The following is a 16,755-nucleotide window of genomic DNA, read 5'->3' as shown; positions in this document are numbered from 1 at the left end:
AGGCAGCCGGGCCGGGCCCGACTGCCGTCCGTCGGCTGACGATGGCACCGGTGACTGGAACGGAGCTGACGTGACGCTGAAACGCGCCTCAGTCGTCGGGAATGGCCCGGTCGAAGATGTCGCGCTCCATCTCCGGATCAGGGCCGTTGCGCACGCCCAGGTCCAGGCTGTCGATTCGGGACATCTCTTCGCCGCTGAGCTCGAAGTCGAAGACGGCGAAGTTCTCGGCGATGCGGCCCGGGTTGGTCGACTTCGGGATGGCCGAGCGGCCGTGCTGCAGCTGCCAGCGCAGCAGCACCTGGGCCGGGGTCTTGCCGTGCGCGCCGGCGATCGCCCCGATCGCCGGGTCCTGCAGGACGTTGCGGCGCTCCTCGCCCCACCCGGGATAGAAGGTGATGCCGCCGATCGGCGACCACGCCTGGGTGAGGATCCCGTGCTCGGCGTTCGCCTTCTGCACGTCGGGCTGGCTGAAGTACGGGTGGAGCTCGATCTGGTTGACCGCGGGCACGACGTCCGTGCGGGCGAGCAGCTCGGTGAGGTGGTGGCGCATGAAGTTGCTGACGCCGATGGCCCGTACGCTGCCGTCGGCGAGCAGCTTCTCCAGCGCCCGGTAGGCGGCGACGGTGCGGTCGAAGCGGTCCGGGGCCGGCTGGTGCAGGATCAGCAGGTCCAGCCGTTCGACGCCGAGCTTGCGGGTGGCCTTCTCGAAGGCGTGCAGCGTCTCGTCGTACCCGTAGTCGCTGACCCACACCTTCGTCTCGATGAAAACGCCGGCGGGGTCGACGCCGGAGCGGCGGATTCCCTCGCCCACCTCACGCTCGTTGCCGTACGCGGCGGCGGTGTCGACGTGCCGGTAGCCGACGCGCAGCGCCGCATCCACCGCGGCCGCGGTCTCCTCCGGCGGGCTCTGGAAGACGCCGAGGCCGAGCGCCGGCATCGTGACGCCGTTGTTGAGCACAAGTTCTGGGGTCATGCCCTCGACGCTAGGCCCGCCGGCGCCGGCATGCGGGGTACCACTGGAACCCCCCTTTTCACTCCCCGCGGAACACCGGCTCGCGTCGTTGCAGGCTCGCCTCGATGCCCTCGGCGCTGTCCCGGGTCGCCCACAGCACATTCTGCTCGGCCAGCTCGTGGTCGAGCGCCTGCCGCACCCGGGCCGCCAGGTCGCCGCGCAGGGTGCCGCGGATGGACCGGACGGCCAGCGGCGCCGAGGCGGCGATCTGTTGGGCGAGCGCCTGCGCGGTCTCGCGGAGAAGGCCCGGCTCCGCGAGCCGATCGACAAGCCCGGCGCGTACGGCTTCGTCACCGCCGACCCGGCGCGCGGTCAGCAGCATGTCGGCCGCGAATTGCCGGCCCACCAGCTCGGGCAGCGTGACGGTCAAGCCGAAGCCTTGGTGGAAGCCGAGCCGCGCGAAGTTCGCCACGAACCGGGTCGACGCCTCGGCGACCCGGAAATCGGCCGCGCAGGCCAGCCCGAGCCCACCGCCGACGGCGCTGCCCTGGACGGCGGCGATCACGGGCGTGCGCACCTCGAACAGCCGGATGGCGTGACGGTAGAGACCCTGCGCGGCCGCGGCACGGTCGCGTACGAAATCTCCGTCTCCCAGATGAGCGCCCGCGCAGAAGTGCTTGCCCTGCGAGGCGAGGACGATCACCCGGCAGGCGGGGTCGTCGTCGAGCGCCAGGGCGGCATCGGCGACCCGGCCCAGCAGCGCCTCGTCGACGTGATTGGCCGGCGGCCGGCGCATCTCCAGCAGGGCGACGCCGTCCGCGACGGTGACCGACAGATCGGTGCTGGTTTTCGGGCTCACCCAGCGACCCTAATCTCACCGCCGGCTGAGCTCCGGGGCGGGGAACAACTGCCGGAACGTGAAGGCCTCGGGCGTGGGGCCGTCGGTCTGCAGGCGGCCGAGCCGCGAGTTGCCCTGCCGCAGCGTGGGGATCTTGCCGGCCGGGACCCACCACAGCACCAGCGCGGCGTGCTGGCCGTGCGGGTCGAACCAGTCGCGGCGGCGGCGCAGGTATTCCAGGTGCTGGGACTGGTAGACGTAGGCCCGCAGGTGCTCGGGGGACTCCCAGACCGAGAGTGTGTAGATGCGGCTCGGGTCGGCGGGCGCGGCGATCGTGCCGTGGTCGCTGTCGCCCACCAGCCGCCAGACGAAGCCGGGCGAGCGGTCGGCGAGCGCGTTCATCAGCGCGATGCCCTCGGCGAACTCGGTCATCGACGGGTCTTCCAGCGGGGCTCGGAGGCGGGCCGAGTTCATCTGGGCCAGGTGGAAGTCGCTCATGGCCTCAAGCTCACCAGCCCGGGTCTCTAATGTCAATGGAATTACTTTTTAGAGAGGGTGACGCAGCATCGCCCCGGGGCAGCGTCCATCCGGGCGGCCCACTCGCCGTCCAGCCTCGCGCCGGCCAGCAGGCCGGTGACCATCGCCAGGTTCATCCCGCAGATCACCGGCGGGAACTGCTCGGCGAGGCGGTGGAACGGGCAGTTGCGCAGCTCGATCCGGTCCGGGCCGTCCGCCACCGGCGCGTAGCCCTGCCCGGTCAGCATCTTCTTGATGTCGGGGTTCTCCGGTGTGCGCCGGCCGTGCTTCTGCGCCACTTGGTACAGCGTCTCCTCGGCGCCGGCCTGTTCGAGGGCCTCCGCGAGCAACTCGGCGGCCGCGCGATAGGCACGCGGCGGCACGCTGACCGCGTGCTCCGCCGCCGCGCGGTGGTACAGCTTGGCGGGACGCCCGGCGCCGGGGCCGCTCTTTCCCGACCTTCTCGCGTACGAAACCTCGAGCAGTCCCGCCGCCACCAGCTTGTCCAGGTGGAACGCGGCCAGCGTGCGGCCCACCCCGAGCGCCTCGGCGACCTCGTCCCGCCCGAGTGGCCCGGCCCCGTCCGCGACCATCTGATACGCCTGCCGCCGCACCCGGTCGGTGAGGCTGGCCACGGCGTCGAGGTCGTGCAGGTCTTCCGTCGTCACGCGCCCATCGTATTACCAACCGAATTTGTCGGTAGAGACCGAAGTGTGGTGGCCGTAGGTTCGTGCCATGAACGCTTTGGTGGCTGCCGCCGTGACCGTGTTGTTCTGGGCGTCCGCGTTCGTCTCGATCCGGAGCGCCGGCGCCGCCTACTCGCCCGGGGCCCTGGCGTTCGGCCGACTGGCGACCGCGGTCGTTCTGCTGGGCGCGTTCGCCCTGGTCCGCCGGGTCGGGTGGCCCGACCGCCGGGCCTGGCCGGGGATCCTGACGTCCGGGCTGCTCTGGTTCGGCGGCTACATGGTGTTCCTGAACTGGGGCGAGCGGCTGGTCGACGCGGGCACGGCCGCGCTGATCGTCAACGTCGGCCCGATCCTGATCGCGCTGCTCAGCGCCTGGCTGCTGCGCGAGGCGGCCCCGCGGTCGCTGTGGCTCGGCATCGGGGTGTCGTTCGCGGGCACGGTGGTGGTCGGCCTGTCGATGTCCGGCGGTGGCGGGTCGTCGCTGCTGGGCGTGCTGTTGTGCGTGCTGGCCGCGATCACGTACGCGATCGGGGTCGTCGCCCAGAAACCCGCCCTGCGCTACGGCAGCGCCCTGCAGATCACCACGTACTCGGCGCTGGTGGCCGCGATCGCCCTGCTGCCGTTCGTGGGCGTGCTGGTCCGGGAGGCGGCGGACGCCCCGCTGTCGGCCACGCTGAACATGATCTACCTGGGCGTCGGCCCCACCGCGATCGCGTTCACCACCTGGGCGTACGCGCTCGCCCGCACCAGCGCCAGCAAGCTCGGCGCGACGACGTACGTGGTCCCCGCGCTGGTCGTGCTGATGTCCTGGCTGTTCCTGGGCGAGGTGCCGGGCTGGCTCACCCTCGCCGGCGGGGCGTTGTGCCTGGCCGGCGTGGCGGTGTCCCGCCGCCGGGGCGCCCGCACGACCGCCCCGGCGGTGGCCACGCCACCCCTGCCCGCCGAGGGCGTCAGCCGCGGCAACGGAAGATGATGCGGCCTCGGGTCAGGTCGTAGGGGCTCAGCTCGACGAGGGGAGCACCACCGTCCCGCCCATTTCGGCGCATGCACCGATCAGCCGGCTCGGGGACGGAAGCTGGCGAACACCAGGCGCAGATCCTTCTGGGCGGCCGCCCAGTCGGCGTCGCTCGTCTGCCAGTAGATGCCGTACGCCTGATGGGCCGACGTCACCACGCCGCGGTTGTTCACGTGCTGCCGTACGCCGGAGCGGTTGAAGGTGAACTCCCAGTCGGCCGCCTTCAGGAAGTAGTCGACCTCGCGGATGTGGATCTCGCGGTAGCCGGGGAAATCGCCACCGGCGACGCGGTGGTCGGCCTTGCCACGCCAGTCGGCTACGGGGTCCCACTGCGGCTTCTTGGTCTGGTCGATGCCGAGCACCCGCCCTGGCGCACGGAAGTAGACCATGCCGTGTTCCTTGGAGCGTTTCCAACCCGCGGGCACGTAGAGGGAGAAGCCGGTGGGGTCGCGGTAGTCGATCCAGCCCGCCGGCCGGGCCGGCCGTCCGTCGCCGGCGCGCGTGGCGGAGACGGCAACGGTGGGAGCGGCGGCCGCCGGGGAAGTGGCAGAGGACGTGGCGGAAGGCGACGGGGACGACGACGCGGCCGGGCTCACCGCGGACGGTGCTACGGCCGCCGGTTTGTCCGGTGCGGGGCGTACGGCCCACCACGTGATGCCGGCCGCGACGAGGAGGACGACAACCACGGCCGCGATCAGCGCGGACGGCGCATGACGCCGCAGCGCGGTTGGGGGCGGCTGCGCGGTTGAGGGCCGACCGGTTGAGGGCCGCGCAGTTGAGGGCGGCGCGGTTGAGGGCGGCGATTCGAGTGCCGCCCGCAGCAGGCTCTCCGCCTCGTCCGCGTCGATGCGGTCCTCGGGTGACTTCCGCAGCAGTCCCTCGAGCACCGGCCGCAGCTCCGCCGCCAGCCGCGCCGGCGCCGGCTCCCCCGCCACGACGGCGGTGATCGTCTCCATGACCGAGTGGCCTGCGTACGGCGGATGCCCTTCCACCGCCGCGTACAGCGTCGCCCCCAGCGACCACAGGTCGCCGGCCGGGCTGCTGTCGCCGTCGCGCACCCGTTCCGGCGCCATGTACTGCGGCGACCCCATCACCAGGCCCGAGCTGGTGACCAGGCTCTCGCCGTCGACCGCGGCCACGCCGAAGTCGGTGAGCACCACCCGGCCGTCGGTGGCGAGCAGCACGTTCGCCGGTTTGACGTCGCGGTGCCGCACCCCGGCCGCGTGCGCCGTGGTCAGCGCCTCCAGCACCGCGAGCCCGATCTCGGCCACCCGCCGCGGCGGCAGCGGACCCTCCGCGTCCAGCACCTCCTGCAGCGACCGGGAGGGCACGTACTCCATGACGATCCAGGCGCGCCCGTCCGATTCGAACGCGTCGTAGACCTGGGCCACACCAGGGTGCGACAGCCGGGCCGCGGCCCGGCCCTCGCGCAGCGTGTGCCGGCGCAGGGCCTCCCGGTCCGCGTCGACCAGCTCGGGCGGCAGCAGGATCTCCTTGAGCGCGACATCCCGATCGAGGATCTCGTCGCGGGCCTGCCAGACACGCCCCATGCCGCCCGCGCCGATCGTCCGGCCCAGGCGGTACCGGTCGTGCACGTGAACCGGGACCGCTGTCATGACCGCCGATGTACCCGGCCCCGCCGCAGTTCACTCGCCGGGCGGGCGGCCGCGCAGGACGTACTTCTGGATCTTGCCCGTGGAGGTCTTGGGCAGGTCTCCGAAGGTGACCGTCTTCGGGGCCTTGAAATGGGCGAGCCGGCTCCGGACGTACGCGATGATCTGCTCTTCGGTCGCGCTTGCGCCTTCCTTCAGGGTGACGTGCGCGGCCGGCACCTCGCCCCAGTGGTCGTCGGGGACCGCGACCACCGCGACCTCCAGCACCGCCGGGTGATCGGCGATCACCTGCTCGACCTCGACCGACGCGATGTTCTCGCCGCCCGAGATGATCACGTCCTTGAGGCGGTCGCGCAGCTCGATGTAGCCGTCGGGGTGGCGCACGCCCAGGTCGCCGGTGCGGAACCAGCCATCCGGCGCGGCCGCGGCGGTGGCCGGCGGATCCTTGAGGTAGCCGAGCATCACGGTGTTGCCGCGCAGCGCGATCTCCCCCATCGTCGTCCCGTCGGCCGGCACGTCCGCGCCGTCGGCGTCCACGATTCGCGGGGTCAGGTTGACCATGTTGGCGACGCCCTGACGGGCCTTCATGCGGGCCTGGCCGTCGAGGTCGAGCGCGTCCCACTCGGGGCGCCAGTCGCAGATCATCGCGGGGCCGAAGGTCTCGGTCAGGCCGTACAGGTGGGTCACGTCGAAGCCCAGCTCGGCCATCCGCCGCAGGATGGCCGGGGACGGCGGCGCGCCACCGGTGGCGACCCGCACCACCCGGCCGTCCGGCACGCCGTCGCCCGCTTCGGGGGCATACGCCAGCATCGACAGGACCGTGGGCGCGCCGTTGAGGTGGGTGACGCGCTCGTCGCGGATCAGCCGCCACACCTCGGCGGGGTCCATCCGGGGCAGGCACACGTGGGTCGCGCCGGCCGCGGTCACGGCCCACGGGAAGCACCAGCCGTTGCAGTGGAACATCGGCAGCGTCCACAGGTGAACCGACGACGGCGACAGGCCGGTGTGGGCGGCCATGGCGAGCGCCTGCAGGTACGCGCCCCGGTGGTGGTACATCACGCCCTTCGGGCGGCCCGTCGTGCCCGAGGTGTAGTTCACCGACAGCAGGCCGCGCTCGTCGGCCGGGGCCACGACCCGCGGTTCGGCCCCGGCCAGCAGCTGCTCGTACTGCTCCCCCGCGCGGATCCGCGCGACGGAAGCCGGCAGCCCGGCGACGAGGTCGTCGAAGACCGGGTCGTGGATCAGCACCGAGGCCTCGGAGTGCTCGACGATGTAGGCGACCTCGGCCGCCGACAGCCGCGTGTTCACCGCGACCAGCGGGACCCCGGCCCAGGGCACGCCGAAATGGGCCTCCAGCAGCACGTGGGTGTTCGGCGTCAGCACGGCCACCGGGCGGCCGCCGGCCATCGGCGACAGAGCGGCGCCCAGGCGGCGGCATCGGTCACGCAGCTCCGCGTACGTCCACCGGCGCGAACCGTCGACCACGGCGATCCGGTCGCCGTGCGCCTCGGCGGAGCGGTCCAGGAACGACACGGGCGACAACGGCTCGAACGACAGGCCTGCAATGGTCATGTGTCCTCCGACCTGCGCTTCCTAGTCGAATCCTGACCACCGCGCCGCCGTGTTCCAAATTCGCTCGAAGGCCGAGCAATACAGATCGAAGAGAAGGCCGCCGTCGATCTTCTGGAGTCGAATCGCGGGGTTCAGGCTGGCCGGGCTGCCGTAGACGTGCGGGTTCACGATCAACTGATCGTCGTACCGGAAAAGGTCGTTGTAAAGAGTTGTACTATGCAGCCTTATTTCCGCGCCCTCGACCTCGACGAGGCTGCGGTAGTAGATCAAGCTGGCGCGGATGTGCGCCGACAACGTGCCGTCCAGGCCCTCCTCCGCGTCGCGCACCGCCACCGCCGCGCAGGCCGGATCGCCGAAGCACAACCGCACCCGCACGCCGTCCCGCGCCCGGTCGGCCAACTCGTCGGCGATGCGCGGCTGCACCTGAGCGAAGAACGTGCCGGAGTGGACGAGAACGTCCACATTGGTCGTTGCCTCGCTGAGAAGTCGCAGCCAGATCTCGCGCGGCACGCTCGCCCGATCCGGGTACAGCTCGATCAGCTCGGAGCGGCTCATGCCCCGGCCGCGGATGCCGCGGGTCAGGATGCTCGGCCATAGATAGATCTCGTCGGCGTCCAGCAATTTCGCGGCTGTCCAGCGATTTTGGCGGTGTGGCACGCGCCCGTGCGACAGCCAGCGTTCGACGCTTTTCGTGTCGATGGCGCACTTGGCGGCCAACTCCTCGGTGCTTATTCCGCGCTGGAGCATGAGCGCTCGCAGCCGCTCGTTCGGCAGAGGCTTGGTCACATCGACAACCGTGCGGTACCTACAGGTACTTTTCAAGTTTTTTCTTTGGACATTTTATCCGGACGGTACGTCTCCGAAAGATCCCTACAGGGCGGGTGAAACGTCCCATCGACGCCCGTCAAACTAGCAGGCGCTTCGGAAAGTTGATCACCACCGTCGAATATCGGCCGTGCCATCGACGCAATTGTCAACAATAACGTTGAGAGGAATGGACCATGCCCATGGTCGTCCGGGAAGCCGGGACCCCGTACGTGTTCAGCAACGATCGGCCCACGGCCGCTCCGCTGCTGGACGCGCTCGGGCAGATGCACGACCCCTTCACCACCAGCCGCCTCACCGAGGCCGGGGTCACCCCGGGCTCGCGCTGGCTGGAGATCGGCGCGGGGGCGGGCACGATCGCCGCATGGCTGGCCGACCAGGTCGGGCCGGACGGCGAGGTGATCGCCACCGACGTGCGCCCGCAGCACATCCGGACACACTCCGGAGTGACCGTCCTCGAGCACAACATCCTCACCGACCCGCTGCCGGCGGGTGAGTTCGACGGCATCCACGCCCGGGCGGTCCTCCAGCACCTGCCCGCGCGGCGCGAGGTGCTCGCCCGGCTGGCCGGCGCCCTGAAGCCGGGCGGCGTGCTGGTGGTCGAGGAGATGGAGCCCAACTGGTCGCGGTCGGTCCTGGCCACACCGGACGAGGAGCTCCACGAGGTCGTCGCCCACTACGAGACGGCGCTGACCCACGTGCTGCGCACGGCCGGCAACGACCCCACCTGGTGCCGTTCCGTGTTCGGCGCCATGGAGGACATCGGTCTCGACGAGGTCGACATGAAGAGCTGGCAGGGCTCGTGGCGCGGCGGCACCGGGGCAGCGTTGCTCGCGTGGGCCGGCTCGACCGAGCAGCGCGAGCGCCTGATCGCCGCCGGGATGGCCGCCGGCGACCTGGACCTGCTGGCCGAACTGGCACTCGATCCGCGCGTGGTCCTGCGCGGCATTCTCCTGCTGTCGACGATGGGTCGGAGGAAGGCATGATTTCCGTACGACGACGCACGATCGCTTTTGTTGCCGCGTTGACCTTGCTGGCCGCGTGCGACGACGGCGGCGGCACGGCGGAGAAGGCTGCCCCCGCCGCGGGTGAGCTGAAGACGGTCACCTACCTGACCGGCGCCGGCGTGCAGGGCCGCGAGGCGTACATCTACGTGGCCATGGAGAAGGGGTTCTTCAAGGAGGCCGGGCTCGAGGTCAAGGTACAGCCGGGCAACGGCACCGAGCAGAACCTCAAGCTGCTGCAGTCCGGGCAGGCCGACTACGCGATCGTGGACATCACGGCCGCACTCATCGCGTACGGCGAGAAGAAGTTCACCGACTTCACCGTCGTCAGCGCCGTGCAGCAGCTGAACCTGTCGTGCATCATGGCGCTCAGCGACAGCGGGATCTCCCGCCCCTCCGACCTGGCCGGCAAGACCATCGCCTACATTCCCGGCGGCGTGGTCTACACCCTGTTCGGCGCCTACGCCAAGCTCGCCGGCGTGGACGCCACCAAGATCAAGTGGGTGTCGATGGCCCCCGCGCAGATGCCGCAGAACCTCGCCGCGGGCAGCATCGACGCCGCGACCCAGTTCGCGGTCGGCAAGCCGGCGGTCGAGAACGCGGCCAAGGGCCGCACCGCGGTGATCATGCCGTTCAGCACCTACCTCACCGACCTGTACGGCAACGGGCTGGCCGTCACCAAGAAGGCCATGGCCGACGACCCGAAGCAGGTGCAGGCGTTCAACGCGGCCATGCTGAAGGGACTCCAGTACGCGATGGAGCACCCGGACGAGGCCGGCGACATCTACGCCAAGTACCAGAAGCTTCAGCCGGCCAGGGTGGCGGCGGCCGAGACCACCCTGATGAAGCCGTACGTGCAGAGCGCGAACAGCGGCGGCATCGGCACTCTCGATCGGCAGCGCGTGGTCCGTAATATCGCTCTCATCCAGAGCGCCGGCATCATCCCCGCCGGCCTGAGCCCCGACGACGCCGTCACGTACGAGATCCCCTCGGGCAAGTAGGCGCCGGCACCTCCGAGAAAGGCGAACGATCATCGCCGGAAAAGCGACCCGGATCGTCCTGCCTGCCCTCGGCGCGATGGCGATGATCGCGGTCTGGTGGGCCGCGATCATCGTCCTGGGCATCGAGTCCTACCTGGCGCCGACCCCGCCGCAGGTGGTCACGGCCCTGGTGAGCTCGATCGACTACCTCGCCTCCAACGCCGTCACCACCCTGCTCGAGGTGATCCAGGGCTACCTGATCGCGGTCGGGCTCGGCCTCGCCGTCGGCGGCCTGCTCGCCACGTCGGAGACCGTGGAGCGGGCGCTCATGCCGAGCATCGTCGCGGTCAACGCCGTGCCCAAGCTGGCCTTCGCGCCGCTGCTGCTGGTCTGGATGGGTTTCGGTCAGGGCCCGAAGGTCGTCATGGTCGTGCTGCTGTGCACGTTCCCGATCCTGCTGGCCTGCGTCGCCGGCCTGACCCGCACCCCGTCCGAGATGATCGAGCTGGCCCGGTCGCTGCCCGCCTCGCGCTGGCAGATCCTGACCCGGTTCCGGCTGCCGGCCGCCATGCCACAGATCTTCGTGGGCCTCAAGACCGCCATGCCGCTCGCCGTCATCGGCGCGCTCGTGGGCGAGCTTTCCGGGTCGACGGGCGGGCTCGGCTACGTCATCCAGAACGCCGGCGCCGACACCGGGACCGCATTCGCGGCGATCACCCTGCTCGCGGCGATCAGCGTCGGGCTGTTCTACGTGCTGGTCGCGGCCGAGCGGATCCTGCTGCCGTGGGCACGGGCGATCACCGATTGACCGGCCGGGGCGGTGCGGCCGAATGCTGTGGTCGGTGGCTGGGCTGGGCCATGGCAAGCCACCACAGCAACCGGCCTGTCTAACGTGGCAGCCGCACCGTGAAGGTCGTGCCCTCGCCGACAACGCTGGCGACCGACATCTCGCCCCCATGGCCCCGGGCCAGCTGACGGGCGATCGCCAACCCGAGCCCACTCCCCCCGGTCTCCCGGCTGCGCGACGCGTCGGCCCGCCAGAAACGATCGAACACCTTCGGCAGGTGCTCCGGGGCGATCCCGATCCCGGTGTCCCGGACGGCGATCACCACAGTGTCCCCGTCGAGTGTGCCGGTCACCGTCACCGATCCGGCCGGTGGGGTGTATCTGATCGCGTTGGCGACCAGGTTGCCGACCAGCTGACGAAGGCGTACGGGATCGGCTTGAAGCGTGACCGGGGACGGAACCTCGACCCGGACGCCCGGGTGGGCGGCCGCCGCCTGCTCGAGGGTCTCGCGCAGACCGACCGGGGTCAGGTGGAGGCTCAGCGTGCCCGCGTCGGCCGCCGCGAGGTCGGCCAGGTCGTCGATGATGTGCTGCAGCAGCACCGTCTCGTCGTGGAGCAGCGCCAGCTGCTGGGCGTCGGGGCGGGCCAGGCCGTCCTGGGCCGCCTCGAGCCAGCTCCGCACGTTCGTCAGCGGGTTTCGTAGCTCGTGGGCCACGTCGCCGACCATCGCCCGGCGCTGTGCCTCGGCCTCGTCGCGGCGGCGCATCGCCTCGTTGAGGGCGCTCGCCAGGTAGCCGATCTCGTCGCGGGTGGTGACCGGCGCGGGGGTCTGGCGGGCCGCGCTCTCGGTCAGTTGCCGCAGCGGGCGCACGAGGCGGCGCCCGAGCAGCACGGTGACCAGGATCGTCACCAGCAGGACCCCGCCGGTCACGGCCGCGATGCGGATGACATTGCCGCGGGAGAGGGTGAACGTGGTGCGGGCCAGGCCGGTGCCGGGGTCGGTGACGAAAAGCAGGGCGGGCGGCGCGGTGTACGGCTGCAGCTGCGCCCGCCGGGACTGCTCCAGACAGGACCGCACCTGGGCGCCGCCGCGCGGGTGCAGCGAGCCGTCGACGGCCGCGTACGTGGGCGGTTCGGTCGTCCAGTTCACGCTGACGACGATGTCGCCGGGGTCGGGCCGGCCCAGGCAGCTCGCGGTCAGCCTCGCCAGCGCGGCCAGCGCCTTGTCCTCGGTGGGCATGGTCTGGTTCTGGTAGCGGGCGGCGCAGAAGCTCATCGCACCCTTGTAGTCGCTGCCCCGCGCCGTCGCGACCATCGGCCGGCCGCCGGCCGAGGTGACGATCCGGCCCTCCACACCCGCGGCGGTGAGGCAGGTCAGCACGTCCTCGGCGATCTTGTGGACCGAGGTGACCTCGCCGGCGGTGAGGCGGTACGGCCCGACCACCCGGCCGTCGATGGTCTCGGTGCCGCCGGTCACGCCGAGGTCGAGCCGGAGCGGGTCGACCGTCGCCGTGGGCACGGACAGCGGCCCGGGCGGGGACGAGGAAGCGATCACTTCCCGCTGCGCGGTGGTCAGCGTGATCCGCCGGCCCAGCGACCGGGCCCGCTCGCTCAGCAGCGGGCCGATCCCCGACCAGTCCTGGTGCGTCGCGGCGTAACCGACCAGGGCCTCGTACAGCGCCTTCTCGCCGGAGAGCGACCGGCCCTGCTCCTGGCGGATCGCCCGGGTCGCGGTCTGGGTGGCGAGCCACGCGGCGGCGCCGACCGCCACCACCATCACGCCGATCAGCGTCACCAGCAGCCGGGTCACCAGGCTGTGCCGCAGCGGGACCCGCGAGCTCACGAGGCGTCGCTGCTCAGGCGGTAGCCGACGCCGTAGACCGTGCGCAGGTAGGCCGGGCGCCGGGGGTCGGGCTCGATCTTGCGACGGAGGTTGAGCACGTGAACGTCTACCGACCGTTCGGTCGAGCTGCGGTCGAGGCCGCGGGTGTGCGCGAGCAGCTGGGCACGGCTGAAGATGCGGTCGGGCTCGCGGGCCATCGCCTCGAGGATGGCGAACTCCCCCGCCGTGCAGTCGATCTCCTGCCCGTCGAGGATCACCCGGTGGCGTTGCGGGTCGACCTCCAGCCGGCCGATCACGAAAGAGGCGCGCGGAGCAACCCGGCGCAGCAGCGTCCGCACCCGCGCGGTCAGCTCGCGCGGGCTGTACGGCTTGGTCATGTAGTCGTCGGCGCCCGCGTCGAGCCCGGTGAGCAGATCGTCCTCGGCGGCGCGGGCGGTCAGCATGAGGATCGGCACGTCGGACTCCCCGCGCAGCGTCCGGCACACCGTCAGCCCGTCCAGGCCGGGCATCATGACGTCCAGCACGATCAGATCGGGGCGCCGGGAACGGGCGTGCCGCAGCGCGGAGAAGCCGTCGTCGACGACGGTCGCCTCGTAGCCGGCCGCCACCAGGTAGCGGCGCACGACCTCGGCCTGCCGGGGGTCGTCCTCGGCGACGAGCACTTTGTGTCCCATGGGCCTCAGACACTCGCGAGGGCTTCGGTCGGGTGCAGCCGGGCCGCCCGGATCGCCGGGTAGACGCCGGCCAGGACGCCGACGACCAGGGCGCCGCCGAGCCCGCCGGCCGTCGACCCGGCCGGGACGGCAACCGGCCAGTTCTGCGCCGTACTGTAGGCGGCCGTCGCCAGCACCCCGCAGAGAATACCGGCGGCGCCGCCGAGCACCGACAGAACGATGGATTCGGTGAGGAACTGGATCCGGATCTGCCCCCGGTTGGCGCCGAGGGCGCGGCGCAGGCCGATCTCCCGGCGGCGCTCCAACACCGAGATGTACATGGTGTTGGCGACCCCGAGCCCGCCGACCAGCAGGGCGATCCCGGCGAGGCCGAGGAACAGCGCGCCGAAGGTCTGCTGCACCGCCCGCTTGGCGGCCAGCGCATCCGAGGGGCGGCTGACCAGCACGTTGCCGGGGTGCTGCGGATCGACGGTAGCGGCCAGCACCGCGGTGACCGCCTCGACCTGGTCGTCGGTGGTCTGCACGTAGATCCGGGTGGGGTGGCCGCCGAAGCGCAGCCACTGCGCGGCCGCCGGCCAGCCGATCATCACGGACCGGTCGATGTCCGGGGAGAGCGGGACCGGGTCGAGGATGCCGATCACCGTGAACCATCGGCGGCCGACGTACACCTGCGCGGGCCGGCCCGGGTCGAGGCCGGCGAAACCGAGCCGTTGCGCCGCGACCGAGCCGAGGACGACCGTCGGGAAACGCGCCATGGCGTCGTCCAGGAAGCGGCCGGCGCGCACGGTGCCGTTGACGGCCCGGAGCAGGTTGGTCTTGGCGGCCAGCACGGCGAGCGCGTTGAAGTCGCCCGGGGCGGTGCGGTCGGAGCGGGTGATGGTCTGGCCGAAGTCCGCGACCGCGCTGGCGACGGTGACCGGTCCGATCCGCGAGACCATGTCGACCGACTCGGCGGGCAGCAGGACCGGCGGGTCGCGGTCGGGCACCGGCGCCGCCTGGAGGCGGTTGGTGCCGAGGGCGGACAGCTGGCGGTCCAGGGCCTGCCGGCTCGACGCGGGAATGCCGGTGACGACAACCAGCGTGGCGATGCCGATCGCGATGCCGGCGGCCGAGAGGGCGGCACGCGCCTTTCGCGTACGGACACCGAGCAGTCCCAGGTCGAACAGATCGGCGGGCCTCATGCGGTAACCCGGCCGTCCAGGATGCGGATCTGCCGCGGGATCCGGGCCGCCACGTCGTGGTCGTGGGTGATCAGCGCGATCGTGGTCCCGGCGCGGTTCAGCTCGGTCAGCAGGTCGAGGACCGCGGCGCCGTTGGCCGCGTCCAGCGCGCCGGTGGGCTCGTCGGCCAGCACCAGGGCCGGCCGGTTGACCAGCGCCCGGGCGATGGCGACTCGCTGACGCTCGCCGCCGGAGAGCTGCTGCGGCTTGTGCTCGGCGCGATCCTTCAGGCCGACCGATTCCAGGGCTTCCCGGGCACGCGTACGGCGGGAGCGGCGTCCCACCCCGGCGTAGAGGAGCGCGGTGGCCACGTTCTCGGCCGCGGACAGGCCGTCGATCAGGTGGAACTGCTGGAAGACGAATCCGAGCCGCCGGCCGCGCAGCCTCGACACCATCTTGTCGGACATTTTCGATATATCGACACCACCGAGGAACACCTTCCCGCTCGTCGGCCGATCGAGCGTGCCCATGATGTTGAGCAAGGTGGATTTCCCCGATCCCGAAGGCCCGAGGATGGCGACGAACTCGCCCGCCTCGATCCGGAGCGACACGCCGTCCAGGGCCGCGACATCGCCGTACGCCATGGACGCCTGGTGAATCTCGACAACCGCGGTCATGACGTCGTCACCACCTTGACGCCCGCGGCGAGGCCCTGGCCGGAGACCTGCACCATGCCGTCGGCGAACAGGCCCACCTTCACCGCGGTCAGCGGCCCGCGGTCGAGCTGAACGCCGTAACCGCCACCGCTGAGGGCCAGCAGGGCGCCGACCGGGACGGCGAGCACGCCCCGCACGGTCGTGCCGGTGAACCGCACCTCCACATCGGCCGAGGTGAGGGCGCCGAGCCCGGAGGCCGTGATCACGATCTGCACCTTGGGAGCCTCGTTCTGCTCCGTTCGCACCGCGGTGCTGACCGAGTCGACGGTCCCCGTCGTGGACTTGCCGTCGGGCAGGGTGATGCCGACCTTCTGCCCGGCGCGTAGGTCGTCGGTCCGGCTCGCGTCGATCTCGGCCGAGACGGCCTTCGCCTGATCGCTGACCGCCATCACATCGCCGGTGGCGTCGTCGCCGAGCCGCGCGGTGGTCGCCCCGACGCGCACCTTTCCGGGCAGCACCAGGAAGTCGCCGAGCTTCACCACGCCGTCCGCCGGGCGTGTCTCCCGGTCCGTCTGCCATCTCTGGACGGCGGCTTTCAGGGATTCGGTAAAAGTCGCGTCGGCGGGTTGCGGCCCGATCCGATACCCCAGGGCCCGGAGGTTGTCCGCCAGCACCCGGACGTCGCGGCCCACCAGGCCGACGGTCGCGATGTCGCGAAACATCGGCGTCGACCCGTAGAAGAGCGTCACCGGCCGGTCGTTGACGCGGAACAGCGTGCGGCCGCGGGTCACGACGCTGCCGGATTTGGGCAGCCAGGTCACCACGCCGGCCGCGGCGCCGCGCAGGGTGCGCTGCCGGCGGAAGCCGACCGTGCCGGTCTCGGTCCAGTAGTCGGACAGGTCGGTCTTCACCACCTCGGCGGTGGCGAGCGTGGCGGCCGGGTGAGGCTTCGGCAGGGCTTCGTGGCGGAACCGGGCTTGATACGCCCAACCGCCCAGCGCCATGAGAACCGCAAGAGCAAGGGCAATTTTCGTACGCATCATCGCGTCTTCGAAAACGCCAGGAGCTCGCAGTCCCGCTGGATCTGGACCGCCGCGTCGCTGCGCACCTTGCGGTAGTTGGCGTCCGTCGCCGGCCGCACCCAGAGGCCCTGCTGACCCTGGACGATCTGCAGCGGCAGGCCCTTGCTCTGCACGCATCGCGCCTCGTCCCGCAGGTTGTCCCAGTAGTCCGGGTTCTGCTGCGGGTCCATCTCGGGCGGGTTGAGCGGCTCCCGGTCGGCGCAGGCGTCGACCGCCGCCTGGTACTTCTTCGGGTTGAGCTTGTAGGTCAGCAGCGGCCCGCCGTCGGAGCCGTCGGCCTTGGTCGAGGGCACGCCGTGCGCGGTCCAGCAGGCGTAGTAGGCGGCGTACGCGCGATCGATCTGCTCGTCGGTGGCGCCGAGAGGAAGCTGCCGGTCGACGAATGCCTCGCTCGGGGTTGGCTTTACCGACGCCGCCGTCGATGTCCCCGGAATCGACGCCACGCGCGGCGCATCTGCCTTCTCGGCATTGCTGCACGCGCCGGCCAGCAGCATCGCGGCGATCCCGACCGTCGCTTTGCGAATCTTCATGCCCGAGAGGCTGACGACGGAA

Annotated in this window: 17 protein-coding genes; 4 read left to right on the top strand and 13 right to left on the bottom strand. The window is 71.3% G+C overall.

Annotated features, from left to right (window positions below; translation table 11 throughout):
* Positions 1 to 88 precede the first annotated feature (88 nt).
* The 4 genes from ACIA5D_RS28180 to ACIA5D_RS28165 are packed head-to-tail and all read right to left on the bottom strand — an operon-like array spanning position 89 to position 2,974.
* Positions 89 to 973 carry an aldo/keto reductase gene (locus ACIA5D_RS28180; RefSeq protein WP_396033265.1) on the bottom strand — a complete coding sequence of 295 codons (885 nt, stop codon included), beginning with the start codon at positions 971 to 973 and terminating at the stop codon, positions 89 to 91.
* A 58-nt stretch (positions 974 to 1,031) separates the two neighbouring features.
* The gene (locus ACIA5D_RS28175) at positions 1,032 to 1,811 is read right to left on the bottom strand and encodes an enoyl-CoA hydratase/isomerase family protein (protein ID WP_396033264.1); all 780 of its coding nucleotides are present in this window, start codon (positions 1,809 to 1,811) and stop codon (positions 1,032 to 1,034) included.
* Positions 1,812 to 1,826: 15 nt separating this feature from the next.
* Complete coding sequence (locus ACIA5D_RS28170; protein ID WP_396033263.1) at positions 1,827 to 2,288, bottom strand: DUF3291 domain-containing protein; 462 nt, start codon at positions 2,286 to 2,288, stop codon at positions 1,827 to 1,829.
* Between the two features lie 41 nt (positions 2,289 to 2,329).
* Positions 2,330 to 2,974, bottom strand: coding sequence for a helix-turn-helix transcriptional regulator (locus ACIA5D_RS28165; protein WP_396033262.1), 645 nt, complete (start codon positions 2,972 to 2,974; stop codon positions 2,330 to 2,332).
* A 67-nt stretch (positions 2,975 to 3,041) separates the two neighbouring features.
* Between ACIA5D_RS28165 and ACIA5D_RS28160 the strand changes: the two genes are divergently transcribed.
* Positions 3,042 to 3,965, top strand: a complete 924-nt coding sequence (locus tag ACIA5D_RS28160) for a DMT family transporter (RefSeq protein WP_396033261.1) — start codon at positions 3,042 to 3,044, stop codon at positions 3,963 to 3,965.
* Positions 3,966 to 4,045: 80 nt separating this feature from the next.
* Here ACIA5D_RS28160 and ACIA5D_RS28155 read toward each other — a convergent pair whose 3' ends face one another.
* From ACIA5D_RS28155 to ACIA5D_RS28145, 3 genes are read right to left on the bottom strand one after another with little or no spacing between them, the layout of a single operon-like run.
* Positions 4,046 to 5,623, bottom strand: a complete 1,578-nt coding sequence (locus tag ACIA5D_RS28155) for a serine/threonine-protein kinase (RefSeq protein ID WP_396033260.1) — start codon at positions 5,621 to 5,623, stop codon at positions 4,046 to 4,048.
* Positions 5,624 to 5,653: 30 nt separating this feature from the next.
* On the bottom strand, positions 5,654 to 7,192 hold the full coding sequence (locus tag ACIA5D_RS28150) for an AMP-binding protein (protein WP_396033259.1): 1,539 nt from the start codon (positions 7,190 to 7,192) through the stop codon (positions 5,654 to 5,656).
* 21 nt (positions 7,193 to 7,213) lie between these two features.
* On the bottom strand, positions 7,214 to 7,978 hold the full coding sequence (locus ACIA5D_RS28145; RefSeq protein ID WP_396033258.1) for a helix-turn-helix domain-containing protein: 765 nt from the start codon (positions 7,976 to 7,978) through the stop codon (positions 7,214 to 7,216).
* Between the two features lie 215 nt (positions 7,979 to 8,193).
* On the opposite strand from ACIA5D_RS28145, the gene ACIA5D_RS28140 reads away from it, so the two are divergent.
* From ACIA5D_RS28140 to ACIA5D_RS28130, 3 genes are all read left to right on the top strand, one after another.
* On the top strand, positions 8,194 to 9,003 hold the full coding sequence (locus tag ACIA5D_RS28140) for a class I SAM-dependent methyltransferase (RefSeq protein WP_396033257.1): 810 nt from the start codon (positions 8,194 to 8,196) through the stop codon (positions 9,001 to 9,003).
* Positions 9,000 to 10,022, top strand: a complete 1,023-nt coding sequence (locus ACIA5D_RS28135; protein ID WP_396033256.1) for an ABC transporter substrate-binding protein — start codon at positions 9,000 to 9,002, stop codon at positions 10,020 to 10,022. Before ACIA5D_RS28140 ends, ACIA5D_RS28135 begins: the two co-directional genes overlap by 4 nt.
* Before the next feature lie 76 nt (positions 10,023 to 10,098).
* Positions 10,099 to 10,809: an ABC transporter permease gene (locus ACIA5D_RS28130; RefSeq protein WP_396033255.1), complete on the top strand. Its 711-nt coding sequence runs from the start codon at positions 10,099 to 10,101 to the stop codon at positions 10,807 to 10,809.
* Between the two features lie 79 nt (positions 10,810 to 10,888).
* Here ACIA5D_RS28130 and ACIA5D_RS28125 read toward each other — a convergent pair whose 3' ends face one another.
* Genes ACIA5D_RS28125 through ACIA5D_RS28100 form a run of 6 tightly spaced genes read right to left on the bottom strand, consistent with a single transcriptional unit; the run spans position 10,889 to position 16,733 of the window.
* On the bottom strand, positions 10,889 to 12,631 hold the full coding sequence (locus tag ACIA5D_RS28125; protein ID WP_396033254.1) for a sensor histidine kinase: 1,743 nt from the start codon (positions 12,629 to 12,631) through the stop codon (positions 10,889 to 10,891).
* Positions 12,628 to 13,305 carry a response regulator transcription factor gene (locus ACIA5D_RS28120; protein WP_396033253.1) on the bottom strand — a complete coding sequence of 226 codons (678 nt, stop codon included), beginning with the start codon at positions 13,303 to 13,305 and terminating at the stop codon, positions 12,628 to 12,630. The genes ACIA5D_RS28125 and ACIA5D_RS28120 overlap by 4 nt, the downstream gene beginning before the upstream one ends.
* A 5-nt stretch (positions 13,306 to 13,310) precedes the next feature.
* Positions 13,311 to 14,486, bottom strand: a complete 1,176-nt coding sequence (locus tag ACIA5D_RS28115) for an ABC transporter permease (protein WP_396033252.1) — start codon at positions 14,484 to 14,486, stop codon at positions 13,311 to 13,313.
* Positions 14,483 to 15,142, bottom strand: a complete 660-nt coding sequence (locus tag ACIA5D_RS28110; RefSeq protein ID WP_396033251.1) for an ABC transporter ATP-binding protein — start codon at positions 15,140 to 15,142, stop codon at positions 14,483 to 14,485. The genes ACIA5D_RS28115 and ACIA5D_RS28110 overlap by 4 nt, the downstream gene beginning before the upstream one ends.
* The gene (locus tag ACIA5D_RS28105) at positions 15,139 to 16,164 is read right to left on the bottom strand and encodes a peptidoglycan-binding protein (protein ID WP_396033250.1); all 1,026 of its coding nucleotides are present in this window, start codon (positions 16,162 to 16,164) and stop codon (positions 15,139 to 15,141) included. The genes ACIA5D_RS28110 and ACIA5D_RS28105 overlap by 4 nt, the downstream gene beginning before the upstream one ends.
* Positions 16,161 to 16,733 carry a hypothetical protein gene (locus ACIA5D_RS28100; RefSeq protein WP_396033249.1) on the bottom strand — a complete coding sequence of 191 codons (573 nt, stop codon included), beginning with the start codon at positions 16,731 to 16,733 and terminating at the stop codon, positions 16,161 to 16,163. Before ACIA5D_RS28100 ends, ACIA5D_RS28105 begins: the two co-directional genes overlap by 4 nt.
* Positions 16,734 to 16,755: the final 22 nt, after the last annotated feature.

The organism is Actinoplanes sp. NPDC051513 (assembly GCF_044454685.1).
Lineage (GTDB): Bacteria > Actinomycetota > Actinomycetes > Mycobacteriales > Micromonosporaceae > Actinoplanes.
This window is presented reverse-complemented; position numbering and strand designations above follow the sequence as displayed.

Bases quoted from the DNA above. Each gene is read 5' to 3' on its own strand.
- ACIA5D_RS28180 (WP_396033265.1), bottom strand. From the start codon at position 973: ATGACCCCAGAACTTGTGCTCAACAACGGCGTCACGATGCCGGCGCTC.
- ACIA5D_RS28170 (WP_396033263.1), bottom strand. From the start codon at position 2,288: ATGAGCGACTTCCACCTGGCCCAGATGAACTCGGCCCGCCTCCGAGCC.
- ACIA5D_RS28160 (WP_396033261.1), top strand. From the start codon at position 3,042: ATGAACGCTTTGGTGGCTGCCGCCGTGACCGTGTTGTTCTGGGCGTCC.
- ACIA5D_RS28155 (WP_396033260.1), bottom strand. From the start codon at position 5,623: ATGACAGCGGTCCCGGTTCACGTGCACGACCGGTACCGCCTGGGCCGG.
- ACIA5D_RS28150 (WP_396033259.1), bottom strand. From the start codon at position 7,192: ATGACCATTGCAGGCCTGTCGTTCGAGCCGTTGTCGCCCGTGTCGTTC.
- ACIA5D_RS28140 (WP_396033257.1), top strand. From the start codon at position 8,194: ATGCCCATGGTCGTCCGGGAAGCCGGGACCCCGTACGTGTTCAGCAAC.
- ACIA5D_RS28135 (WP_396033256.1), top strand. From the start codon at position 9,000: ATGATTTCCGTACGACGACGCACGATCGCTTTTGTTGCCGCGTTGACC.
- ACIA5D_RS28130 (WP_396033255.1), top strand. From the start codon at position 10,099: ATGGCGATGATCGCGGTCTGGTGGGCCGCGATCATCGTCCTGGGCATC.
- ACIA5D_RS28120 (WP_396033253.1), bottom strand. From the start codon at position 13,305: ATGGGACACAAAGTGCTCGTCGCCGAGGACGACCCCCGGCAGGCCGAG.
- ACIA5D_RS28115 (WP_396033252.1), bottom strand. From the start codon at position 14,486: ATGAGGCCCGCCGATCTGTTCGACCTGGGACTGCTCGGTGTCCGTACG.
- ACIA5D_RS28110 (WP_396033251.1), bottom strand. From the start codon at position 15,142: ATGACCGCGGTTGTCGAGATTCACCAGGCGTCCATGGCGTACGGCGAT.
- ACIA5D_RS28105 (WP_396033250.1), bottom strand. From the start codon at position 16,164: ATGATGCGTACGAAAATTGCCCTTGCTCTTGCGGTTCTCATGGCGCTG.
- ACIA5D_RS28100 (WP_396033249.1), bottom strand. From the start codon at position 16,733: ATGAAGATTCGCAAAGCGACGGTCGGGATCGCCGCGATGCTGCTGGCC.